Origin of the sequence: Dyadobacter subterraneus (genome assembly GCF_015221875.1) — a bacterium.
GTDB classification, from domain to species: Bacteria; Bacteroidota; Bacteroidia; order Cytophagales; family Spirosomataceae; genus Dyadobacter; species Dyadobacter subterraneus.
The window spans coordinates 4,970,836-4,982,223 of record NZ_JACYGY010000001.1 but is presented as its reverse complement, the minus strand read 5'-3'; the positions used below and the strand labels follow the sequence as shown (position 1 = coordinate 4,982,223).

The window sequence follows — 11,388 nt, the reverse complement described above, 5'->3', positions numbered from 1 at the left end:
TATTGCTGTAAAAATGGCTGAAATTGAAATAAAAGTACCGCCGGTTGGCGAGTCAATTACTGAGGTTACGATAGGGAACTGGTTCAAAAATGACGGTGATTTTGTGAAGTTGGACGAGGTCATTTGCGGACTGGATTCAGATAAGGCAACGTTTGAACTTACTGCGGAGTCGGAAGGTGTTTTGCACATTAAAGCACAGGAAGGCGACACATTAAATATTGGAGAGTTGATCGCAACGATCGATCCTTCGGGAAATGGTTCTGCTCCTGCGGCGTCGGCACCTGTTGCAGCAGCAGCCCCGGCAGCTGCGCCAGCTCCTGAAAAGGCAGAAGCTCCTGTTGCTGCGGCACAGGCTGAGCCTGCTGCTACTACTGAGGCAAAAATTTATGAAATGAAAGTACCTGCGGTTGGAGAATCAATCACAGAAGTTACGATCGCTTCATGGAGCAAAAAAGATGGTGACCATGTTGAAATGGACGAAATCCTTTGCGAACTGGAATCTGATAAAGCAACTTTTGAATTGCCATCAGAAGCAGTTGGTACTTTAAGAGTTGTTGGAAAAGAAGGTGATACTTTGGCAATCGGTGCAGTAATCTGTACGATCGAAGTAGGAGCCGGAAGTTCCGCTTCTGCTCCCGCAGCTGCACCAGCGGCTCCTTCAAGCAATGGCGCTGAGGCTGATAAAGGTTATACAGAAAAACACACTTCTCCTGTTGCAGCCAAAATTTTGGCAGAAAAAGGAATCGATCCTAAGGATGTGAACGGTTCTGGTTCAGGTGGAAGAATAATGAAAGACGACGCTCTTAAAGCGGGTGCAAAACCTGCGGCAGCTCCTGCTCCGGCGGCAGCGAAACCTGCGGCTCCATCGGCTCCTGCGAAAGCAGCAGTTCCTGGCGAACGTGGACAGCGTCGTGAAAAAATGTCATCGCTTCGTAAAACAATCGCAAGACGTCTTGTAGCTGTGAAAAACGAAACTGCGATGCTTACAACTTTCAATGAAGTTGATATGAAGCCGGTAATGGATCTTCGTAACAAGTTCAAAGATAAGTTCAAGGAAAAACATGAAGTTGGTCTTGGCTTTATGTCATTCTTTGTAAAAGCGGTAACCGTTGCTTTGAAAGATTTCCCGGTTGTGAATGCCTATATCGACGGCGAAGAATTGGTTTACAATGATTACGCTGATATTTCAATTGCAGTTTCCACACCTCGTGGTTTGGTTGTTCCGGTGATCAGAAATGCAGAAGATCTTTCTTTCTCAGCAATTGAAAAAGAAATCGTTCGTCTTGCTGTTCGTGCACGTGACGGAAAGTTGGGTCTGGATGAAATGTCCGGCGGAACTTTCACAATTACAAATGGAGGAACTTTCGGTTCGATGCTTTCAACACCGATTATCAACGCACCACAATCGGCGATTATGGGAATGCATAATATCGTTGAGCGTGCTGTGGTAGTAAACGGAGAAATTGTAATTCGTCCTATCATGTACCTTGCACTTTCTTACGATCACCGTACGATTGATGGAAAAGATTCAGTAAGCTTCCTGGTTCGGGTAAAACAATTACTTGAAGATCCAATGAGATTATTACTTGATATGTAATCCTGAATAGATTTAACAAAAAAGACTTCGGAGAGTTAATCTTCGAAGTCTTTTTTGTTTTGGTTAAAGTCAGTTATGATCAGCTTAATTTCGGGTTTTCTTTATGCCGGTCTTTATCCCGATCCGTTTTCTTAGCCAGATTCTTTTCAAAAGCTTCCGTCAAATTAATTCCGGTTTGGTTAGCCAGACAGATTAAAACCCAAAGCACATCCGCCATTTCATCCCCCAGATCTTTATCCATATCAGATTTTTTGAAAGACTGATCGCCGTAAGTTCTGGACATAATCCGGGCTACTTCTCCAACTTCCTCAGTCAGAATTGTCATGTTGGTAAGCTCTGAAAAATACCGTACTCCGTAAGTTTTTATCCAGTGATCAACTTTTTGTTGTGCCTCGTCAAGGGTCATTTTATTTTTATTTAAATTCTGTTTTTAGAGTCAATTATAATAGTAACGGGCCCGTCATTAAGTAATGCAACTTTCATATCCGCGCCGAAAATCCCGGTTTGGATTGGTTTTTCAAGCTCTTTATTAAGAAAATCAATCATTTGCTCATATAAGGGAACAGCAACTTCCGGCCTTGCAGCATCAATAAATGACGGTCTGTTTCCTTTTTTTGTACTGGCGTGTAAAGTAAACTGGCTGATTAAAAGAATATTTCCGTTAACAGATTTTAAATCGAGATTCATCTTTCCTTCTTCATCACCAAATATTCGCATTCCGATTATTTTCTTGCCGAGCCATTCGATATCTTCTTTTGTATCTTCATGTGTTATGCCAAGTAAAATTAAATATCCGGCATCAATTTTGCCTTCAACTTTTCCTTCAATGGTTACCGATGCTTCGCTTACACGTTGAATTACTGCAATCATAAGTGAGTTATTAAATGAAATGTCAATTCGAAGTTTTTCTTTTGACAAACAAAATCTTAGGCCGGCAAAATAACAATAAATAAAACAGGAATACATTTCAGTAAATTTTATTTCAATATCAAAATTAACAGGAAATAATACTGAACATGTTGAAACACCGTATTAAGGGTTGTATCTTGTAAAAAGGAACTGCCTGAACAGAAACCAATTAATGTCAGATGATCGTAACAGATAAATCAGATACCGGAAAATCAATCGTGAAGGAAGAGCGGATATCAGTTTTTGATATTTTCAAAATCGGTGTCGGGCCGTCGAGTTCTCATACGCTCGGACCGTGGCGGGCGGGACAATTATTTGTGAAGTTATTGGAAAGTACCACAAGTCTGGATCAGGTTATTTCGGTTAAAATAAATCTGTATGGCTCTCTTGCAAAAACTGGAAAAGGCCACGGAACAGACCTGGCAGTTCAGCTTGGTTTATGCGGTTATGATCCTGTGACAATGGATACCAAACAAATTGACGATATAAAATCCCAGATTGCTGACAATAAAAAACTTATCCTGAATGTAAGTTATGAAATAGATTTTGATCCGAAAACAGATATTATATTTCAAATGCAGGAATCGCTTCCTTTCCATCCCAATGCATTGACGTTTTCGGCGGAGACAAAAGCTAACGGAACAATAAGTGAAACCTATTATTCTGTTGGTGGCGGTTTCGTAATTAAAGAAGAAAACCAGAAAGAAACTGCACCTTGCGTCAAATTGCCTTACCCGGTGGATCACGCTTCCGATCTTTTAAACTGGCATCAACAAACCGGAATGTCGATTTCAGAAATTATTTATGAGAATGAAAAAGTATGGCGAAGTGAAGAAGAAATTAGATTAGAGCTGCTGAATATCTGGCGGGTGATGAAAGAAAGCATTTACGAAGGTTGTCATAATGAAGGAATTTTATCCGGTGGATTATTTGTCAAACGACGGGCAGCTTCTTTAAGTAAGAAGCTTTTAAATAGTAAAGAATATTCCGGTTATGATGAATGGATAAATGCTATCCGTTCGAGTGGAAATGGATTTAAATATACACTGGACTGGTTAAGCTGTTTTGCGTTGGCGGTTAATGAAGAAAATGCCTCATTCAGTCGGGTGGTAACCGCTCCAACGAATGGGTCGGCTGGAGTCATTCCTGCGGTTTTACAATATTATCTTCTTTTTTGCAGTGGTACAGAGGATGATATTATCCGGTTTTTGTTAACTGCCAGCGAGATCGGATGTATTTTCAAAAAGGGTGCTACGATTTCCGCGGCGATGGGCGGCTGTCAGGCTGAGATTGGTGTTTCTTCTGCTATGGCGGCGGCTGGACTGACGGAAGTTTCGGGCGGAACGGTTGAACAATGTATGATGGCGGCGGAAATTGCGATGGAACATCATTTGGGTATGACTTGTGATCCTGTGGGTGGATTGGTACAAATTCCGTGTATTGAACGAAATACGATGGGGGCCATAAAGGCCATCACGGCATCGCAATTAGCCATGCAAAGCAATCCTGAAAATGCAAAAGTATCCTTAGACAACGTAGTGAAAACGATGTGGGAAACGGCTTTGGATATGAATTTCCGCTACAAAGAAACTTCGGAGGGCGGTTTGGCGATTAATATTCCAATTAGCTTGAGTGAATGTTAGTACCGTTGTTTTACAAATGCAACAGCAAATGTGCCAGTCCAAAATAAACACCATAACCAATCAAATCATTGGCGGTGGTAATGAATGGCCCCGAAGCAACAGCAGGATTTATGCCAATTCGATCCAAAACAATCGGTGTAACGGTTCCGGTAAAAGACGCTAGGAAAACAACAGATAACAAAGCCGACGACACAACCAATGCAAGTTGAAGCTCATTTCCAATCAGAAGATTAAATCCAAATACAATTCCGCTGATAATTAATCCATTAATGGAAGCCACGGCAAACATCCTGATCAATCTGCTCCACACGCTGATATCAAGACCCGTTTTATCGGCAATACTTTGAAGAATAATTGACGAAGTCTGAATTCCAACATTTCCTCCCGTCGAACCGATAATGGGAATGAAAGCTGCCATGGCCGGAATAATTTTGAGATCTCCTTCAAAAAAACTGATAAATTTCGCTGCCAGAATGCCTCCCATCATACCTACCAAAAGCCAGGGTAAACGTGCACGGGTTTGCTGCCAGATCGTATCGTCTTCCTCAACATCTCCGGTGATACCGGCCATAGCTAATGTATCAGAATTGGCTTGTTCGGTAATTACGTCAATGACGTCATCAATTGTAATTCGTCCCAAAAGTTTTCCCTGAACATTAACAACAGGCAGTGCATCAAGGTCATAACGCTGCATCAGTTCTGCAACTTCCTCAGCGGGACGATAGGTTTCTACAAAAATGACATCTTTATCGTAAAGCCTTTCGATTTTAGTATCCTTATTGGCCAGTACGATTTTTTTCAGGGAAAGTATACCAAGCAGAATTCCGTTATCATCAATCACATAAACTGCATATACCTTTTCAACGTCTTCTGCCTGCTTTCTTAATTCCTCAATACACTGATTTACATTCCAGTTAACATTGGCTTTTACCAACTCTTTCTGCATCAAACCACCCGCCACATCTTCGTCGTAATGAAGCAGATCAAGAATAAAACGGGCCTGTTCGCGGTCTTCAAGTAAAGCAATAACTTCTTCACGAACGCGAATTGGCTGTTCATTCAGCAAATCCACCGCATCATCCGAATCAAAAAGATTGACGTAACGGGAGATTTCTTCGGAAGTAAATGCTTCCAAAAATTCCCGTCTTTCATTTGGATCAAGTGCCGCCAGAATTTCTGCCCCAAGCGGCGTATCCAGCTGATTGATCAGATATCTGGCTTCGGGAGTTTCCAATTCATACAGCAAGCCCGTTATGTCGGCCGGAAAAAGCTCTGCCATTTTGATACGAATGGCTTCGGGATTTTCAGTGACGATCAGTTCCTGAACTTGTTCAACGTATTCTTTGGTTAACTCAAAATTCATAAAGCTTTACTGGCAAATGGTACTGGAAAAAGTGATGAGGTTAAATTAAACTGACTAAAAAAGCGTATCTAAAACGATTCTTCCGACAAGTTATTTTTTTGCTGATTTTCTTTTATTACAGTTTCCGCGAGAATGGTTAATTCTACAAAATCGGCAACGCTAAGTTGTTCAGCACGTTTTGTCAAAAGCAGATGTTCGGGCATTTCCCCAATGGGTTTCAAGGCATTCCGAAGTGTTTTTCTTCTTTGATTGAAAGCAGTTTTTACTACCCTGAAAAATAATTTCTGATCACAGGCAAGTGATTTTGTCGCATTTCTGGCCAGACGAATCACACCGGATTGTACTTTCGGAGGTGGATCAAAAGCACCGGGAGGAACAGATACCAGATAGGTGATATCGTAAAAAGCCTGCAACAAAACGCTCAGAATTCCATAATCTTTATTTCCCGGAGGAGAGGCAATACGCTGCGCCACTTCCTTTTGCAGCATACAAACTACTTCCGTCACCTGATCAGGATTTTGTAATACCTTGAAGAAAATCTGGGAGGAAATATTGTACGGGAAATTTCCAATAATTGCAAAAGGCTCCGGAAATACTTCCGAAGTATCATATTTAAGAAAATCGCCTTCAATGATACGAGGGGTTAATTCCTCATAATGTTTTTTCAAATAGGCGACCGATTCTGTATCAATCTCAATAACATAAGTTGAATATGCAGATTTTTGAAGTAAAAACTGCGTCAACACACCCATTCCGGGACCTATTTCCAATACTTTACTATACCCTCCATGTCCACTCAAACCGTCAACAATTTTGTTGGCGATATTCATGTCTTTCAGGAAATGTTGTCCCAAATGTTTCTTGGCACGAACTTTCGAATCGTTCTGATTTTTATAATTTATTTTCACGAGTCAAAATTACGTCTTAATTCGTAGATTTATCGAATAAAGAATAGGAAGTAATCTTAAAAATACGGTTTCCGACAAATTATGGAAATGATATCATCACTGACTGACTGGCAGTCAATACACACAACGCTGCAACATTTGAATTTGATTGGAGTAACTTTTACGCCGGATTTTATTATCCGGGCGATTAGTCCCTATGCTATACAGAAAACAGGCTGGCTTGAATCGGACTTAATCGGGGAAAGTATTTTTGACAAACTGGTACCGAAAGACGAAGAGGACGAGATAAGCCAGATGCTTGAAGAGGGGATTCAGGGAAAACGAAAATTGGAACAGCGTGAAGTTCCTTTTCTCGCACAAAAGGGAACGCTTCGTACTTTTTCGATCAATTCCGTATTGATCCAAAACGGAGATGACAAGATTTTGTACATCACTTTGGTTGGTGATGATATTACCAGAAAACGCCGGATGGAATCTTCCATCACAAAATCCAATGCGCAGCTCCAGGATTTGGTAGACAATACCAGTGATTTGATTCAGCTAGTCGCGATAGATGGAAAATTCATTTTTGTGAATAAAGCATGGCGTGAAGTTTTGGGTTATCGCCTGGATGAAACTGCGTCCATGCGTATGCAGGATATTCTGCATCCACAATACAAAGACGCAGCCATTGCTCAGCTGGATTTAATCCGTGAAGGGAAAGCCAACGCTAATTTTGAAACGGTTTTTTTAAGTAAGGAAGGGAAAAAAGTTTTTGTTGGGGGAAGTGTCAATTGTCGTTATGACAATGGAAAACCGACTGCATTTCGTTGTATTTTAAATGATTATACAGAAAAAATAAGGGCTGAAAAAGCACAAAGTCTTTATTATAGTATCGCCAACTGGACGGTCAATACGCAGAATCTTGATGATTTTTATCATACTATTCACCAGGAATTAGGCAAGATCATCGACGTTCAGAATTTCTTTATAGCGCTTTATGATCAAAGTAAAAGCTATCTATATTTCCCATATTATGTAGATCAGTATTTCAAAGGAAATGTTCGTTTTACAAGACGGAGGCTGGGAAATGGCGTAACTGAATATGCGATTGCATCAAACAAACCGCTTTTTCTTTCTGATACTGATATTGAAAATCTTGCGAAAACGAATAGTCTTCACCTGTATGGCGTGACACCAAAATTACTTTTGTGCGTACCGCTTCGAATCGGCGACAGAGTTACGGGAATTATTGGCGTCAAATCTTATGACGATCCAAATATGTTCGATGCACGTGATCTGGAATTACTGGAATTTATTTCCGGTCAGGTTGCTTTGGCGATTGCACGTAAGCAAAGCGAAGAGGAATTAAGTAAATATGCGGCGAGATTAAATGCCATTTTTGATAGTAGTTCACATTTAATCTGGTCGGTTAATAAAAGTTTACAGCTGACCTCCTTCAATTTGAATTATGCGGATCTGGTTGAAGGCCAGGTTGGCGTGCGTCCTTCGTTGAATATTAATGCTGAAAAATTTGGCTGGCGGATTGTTGGTCAGAAAAACAGAAGAGCGCTGGAAACAAAATATCGTCAGGCACTACGCGGGGAACCACAATATTTCGAATTTAAAATCGACCGGACAAATGGCGGGGAAATGTGGCTGGAATTTTATCTGAACCCGATACAGTATTCCAATGGTGTCATTGAAGAAGTTTCTGGTATAGCACGTGATATTACCAGACGTAAAGAAGCGGAATTATCACTGCGTCATAGCGAAGAATTGTTCCGTGGGATTTTTGAAAACTTGCAGGATATTTATTGTCGTATTGATCGTCAGGGACGAATTTCGATGATCAGTCAGTCTGTTTTCAAACGAATGGGTTATACGCCTGATGAAGTAATCGGACATGAAATTACTGAATTCTTTAAGGATCGGAAGAAAATCCATTCAGCACTGATCCGGCTTCGAAAAACAAAAAGTCTGCGAAATTTTGAAATCAGCATAAACCGGAAAGACGGAACTGAACGCCAGTTTATGGTGAATATGCTGATGTTTACCAACGATAAAGGTAAAGCAATTGAGGTGGCAGTTTTGGCGAGAGATATCACGGAATTGAAACGTAACGAGCTTGAATTGTTAAAAGCAAAAGAACATGCAGAGCATTCATTAAAAGTAAAAGAAGGCTTCCTGGCCAACATGAGCCATGAAATCCGGACACCGATGAATGGCGTAATCGGGATGATTGATTTGCTTGGCGAATCACAGCTTAATCCGGAGCAGAGAGACTATGTGATGACAATTAAACGTTCTTCCGAAACTTTGCTGGACATTCTGAATGACATTCTCGATCTGTCAAAAATTGAGGCGGGTAAAATGGTGCTGCATGAAACACCGATTGCCTTGGAAGAATTGATGGTGAAACTGGTGTCATTATTTGGACAAACAGCGAAGAATAAAGGAGACGAATTAACGTATCATATCGCCGAAAATCTTCCTCAATTCATCATTGCGGACCAGACAAGACTTTTGCAGATTTTATCCAATCTTACCTCAAATGCCATAAAATTCACAGAAAAAGGAGCTGTCAAAATCTTTCTTTCTCTGGTAAAAAATGAAGGCAAGATTTATAAAATAAAAGTTGAGGTTCAGGATTCCGGAATTGGTATCAGCGCCATTGATAAACAGATTCTCTTTACCTCATTTACGCAGCTTGACAATTCTTCCCGTAAATCTTTTGGTGGAACAGGCCTTGGTTTGGCCATTTCAAAACAGCTTTGTGAGCTGATGAATGGAGAAATCGGTGTGGAATCTACGGTAGGCGAGGGCAGTACTTTTTGGTTTACTTTTGAAACAAAAAGCACTTCCATTGCTCAGGTAAGTTCTGGGGCGCAGATGGAAGAAGTGCCTATTGAAAATGTTTTCTCAGATTTCCATCCGGTCATTTTGTTGGTTGATGATAATGCCGTAAACCGGAAAGTTGCCAATGAGATTTTGAAAAAATCTGGTTGTATTGTTGATCTGGCGGAAAGCGGTTTCCAGGCGATTGAAAAGGTTGAAAACAAACTGACACTTTCCGGTGAAAGTTATGACATCATCTTTATGGATATTCAAATGCCTGATATGGACGGCGTTGAAACAACGCAGGAATTAAAAAAGCGTTTTCCAAAACTAACTTCCCCGATTGTTGCCATGACGGCCTATTCGATGAAGGAAGACCGCGATAGATTCATGAGCCAGGGAATGGACGATTACATTGCAAAACCAATTCGTGCCCAGCATCTGATTTGGAAAGTAAAAGAATTATTGGGTAACGTGGAGGGCCGGAAACTGGTAACCAAACAAAAGGAAATTGCTCAGCAAGTCTCATTACCAATTCTGGATAAAGAAATCATAGATCAGCTAAAAGGCATAGGAGGAGCGGATCTTGTTTTCTCAGTTTTTGAAGATTTTGTCATGGAATCTGACGAACTGGTTGAGGGGGCAGTAACCGCTTTTGCTACCGGAGATATTCCGACGGTTAAAAGTAATCTTCATACTTTGAAAGGAAGTGCCGGAACTGTTGGCGTTTCCCAGGTTGCTGAAATAGCCAAAGATGCCGAATGGCGATTAAAATCAGATGATACCAGTACGCTGGCAGAAGCTTTGCCGCAACTGCAAAAGGCGTATCGCAGGTTTCTGGATAATTATGAAGAATTATTGAAAGACTGGTTGAAATAAGATATCAATTTGTACATTCCTTACATTTCAATGGGTAAAATTGTAAGACAATTCCAGTGAATTGTGAGGAATGTACACTTTAAAACAGATATTTTTCCCGCACAAGGTTGCATGTTAAGTCCAACAGTCATCCAGCCTAAACTTCGTGCGGCGTATTCCTTTTTTGATTAGGAAACTTAAAATTCAGCATTTCATTTGTCATGTGTCTGAAAAGGGTAATCGTTGCGTTTCTTACACTGATAAGTTCTTCGGATATATCCTTTAAATTCCGGCCTGCTGCATTAAAGTCTTCACTGCAATCTAAATTCCTCTGCTTCAAAAGGAATCGAATTGATAAGCGCGACCATGTCTTGTTTATTCTAAGCTTCGCTTAAATCATTCTTAAGGATTAGATTGAAAAAACAGGAATATAAGGAAGGAAAGTCTTCCATTTTTGGACGGTCAATTTTTGTCACTCCGATTGATGATTAAAGGCGGAAAGTCTTTTTTTGCAACTTCGTTTGTTCGAAAACAGATAATGTGAGATGTGAGTAAGTGAAGATATCAATACATGTCATTTTAGGAATGACTAAAATATTGTAACTTTTAGTGTCGTGAAGTTTTTAATTTTTTTAAAATCTGATAAGTTATAAGTGTAAAGCTCATCACAATAACTTTCAGCCAATGCGGTATGAAGACAGTCGTTAATATTTTGAAACCCTATTTTTCTAGCAAGCTTGATTGCTCGTTTATAATGGGTTTCGGTGTAATTGACAGTTTGAAAATTTATAAGTTCCATCATCATTCCTTCGATATCATCATCAGGAACTTTCAATTTTGACAGAACAAAAGCAGATTCTTGTAAACACAATAATGAACAAAAGAACAAACCTGCTTTTGAGGCATCCTCAATCAATTTAATTGCATGATGATGTTTACTCTTATCCTGTTCAACAAGATAATGGATAATAACATCCGTGTCAAAATAAACCATACCTTACAAATTAACTTCATTTGCTAATGAAGATAAATCCAAGTCCGGATCAACCTTGATTTGTCCGATCCTTTTGCGCAAGATTTCCATTTTTTTGAAAAGTTCGGATTGATCAGAAGATACGGTTTCATTAACATCTTCAATAATAATGTTAACCTTTTTACCGGCAAAACTGTCCTTTACCTGTTCAAGGAAGTTTTCGTTTAAGGAATCGGCAGGAAGTGTGTATGTTACTTGCATGATGGATATTTTTTAATCTAATATAACGATTTTTCTAAAATAATGTTCTTCGGCAACCC

At 40.0% G+C, this 11,388-nt stretch carries 9 protein-coding genes; 3 read left to right on the top strand and 6 right to left on the bottom strand.

The genetic code is table 11. From position 1 onward, the window contains the following. Positions 1–13: 13 nt before the first annotated feature. Positions 14–1,597: a 2-oxoglutarate dehydrogenase complex dihydrolipoyllysine-residue succinyltransferase gene (gene odhB / locus IEE83_RS20830; RefSeq protein WP_194122435.1), complete on the top strand. Its 1,584-nt coding sequence runs from the start codon at positions 14–16 to the stop codon at positions 1,595–1,597. 79 nt (positions 1,598–1,676) lie between these two features. On the opposite strand, the gene IEE83_RS20825 is transcribed toward odhB, so the two are convergent. Beyond that, positions 1,677–2,003 carry a nucleotide pyrophosphohydrolase gene (locus tag IEE83_RS20825; protein WP_194122434.1) on the bottom strand — a complete coding sequence of 109 codons (327 nt, stop codon included), beginning with the start codon at positions 2,001–2,003 and terminating at the stop codon, positions 1,677–1,679. Between the two features lie 11 nt (positions 2,004–2,014). Beyond that, positions 2,015–2,467, bottom strand: coding sequence for a D-aminoacyl-tRNA deacylase (dtd, locus tag IEE83_RS20820; RefSeq protein ID WP_194122433.1), 453 nt, complete (start codon positions 2,465–2,467; stop codon positions 2,015–2,017). Between the two features lie 218 nt (positions 2,468–2,685). Between dtd and IEE83_RS20815 the strand changes: the two genes are divergently transcribed. Continuing rightward, positions 2,686–4,149 (top strand): L-serine ammonia-lyase, encoded by a 1,464-nt coding sequence (locus tag IEE83_RS20815; protein WP_228101910.1) that lies wholly within the window; start codon positions 2,686–2,688, stop codon positions 4,147–4,149. A gap of 10 nt (positions 4,150–4,159) precedes the next feature. Here IEE83_RS20815 and mgtE read toward each other — a convergent pair whose 3' ends face one another. After that, positions 4,160–5,512: a magnesium transporter gene (gene mgtE / locus IEE83_RS20810; protein WP_194122432.1), complete on the bottom strand. Its 1,353-nt coding sequence runs from the start codon at positions 5,510–5,512 to the stop codon at positions 4,160–4,162. A gap of 68 nt (positions 5,513–5,580) precedes the next feature. Beyond that, on the bottom strand, positions 5,581–6,414 hold the full coding sequence (gene rsmA / locus IEE83_RS20805) for a 16S rRNA (adenine(1518)-N(6)/adenine(1519)-N(6))-dimethyltransferase RsmA (protein ID WP_194123493.1): 834 nt from the start codon (positions 6,412–6,414) through the stop codon (positions 5,581–5,583). A gap of 87 nt (positions 6,415–6,501) precedes the next feature. Between rsmA and IEE83_RS20800 the strand changes: the two genes are divergently transcribed. After that, positions 6,502–10,116 (top strand): PAS domain S-box protein, encoded by a 3,615-nt coding sequence (locus IEE83_RS20800; protein ID WP_194122431.1) that lies wholly within the window; start codon positions 6,502–6,504, stop codon positions 10,114–10,116. A 568-nt stretch (positions 10,117–10,684) separates the two neighbouring features. Here IEE83_RS20800 and IEE83_RS20795 read toward each other — a convergent pair. Continuing rightward, complete coding sequence (locus tag IEE83_RS20795) at positions 10,685–11,089, bottom strand: type II toxin-antitoxin system VapC family toxin (RefSeq protein WP_194122430.1); 405 nt, start codon at positions 11,087–11,089, stop codon at positions 10,685–10,687. A 3-nt stretch (positions 11,090–11,092) separates the two neighbouring features. Next, complete coding sequence (locus IEE83_RS20790; RefSeq protein ID WP_194122429.1) at positions 11,093–11,329, bottom strand: hypothetical protein; 237 nt, start codon at positions 11,327–11,329, stop codon at positions 11,093–11,095. Between the last annotated feature and the right edge of the window lie 59 nt (positions 11,330–11,388).

Coding starts and splice junctions, on each gene's coding strand:
- odhB (WP_194122435.1), top strand. CDS start 14: ATGGCTGAAATTGAAATAAAAGTACCGCCGGTTGGCGAGTCAATTACT.
- IEE83_RS20825 (WP_194122434.1), bottom strand. CDS start 2,003: ATGACCCTTGACGAGGCACAACAAAAAGTTGATCACTGGATAAAAACT.
- dtd (WP_194122433.1), bottom strand. CDS start 2,467: ATGATTGCAGTAATTCAACGTGTAAGCGAAGCATCGGTAACCATTGAA.
- IEE83_RS20815 (WP_228101910.1), top strand. CDS start 2,686: ATGATCGTAACAGATAAATCAGATACCGGAAAATCAATCGTGAAGGAA.
- mgtE (WP_194122432.1), bottom strand. CDS start 5,512: ATGAATTTTGAGTTAACCAAAGAATACGTTGAACAAGTTCAGGAACTG.
- IEE83_RS20800 (WP_194122431.1), top strand. CDS start 6,502: ATGGAAATGATATCATCACTGACTGACTGGCAGTCAATACACACAACG.
- IEE83_RS20795 (WP_194122430.1), bottom strand. CDS start 11,089: ATGGTTTATTTTGACACGGATGTTATTATCCATTATCTTGTTGAACAG.
- IEE83_RS20790 (WP_194122429.1), bottom strand. CDS start 11,329: ATGCAAGTAACATACACACTTCCTGCCGATTCCTTAAACGAAAACTTC.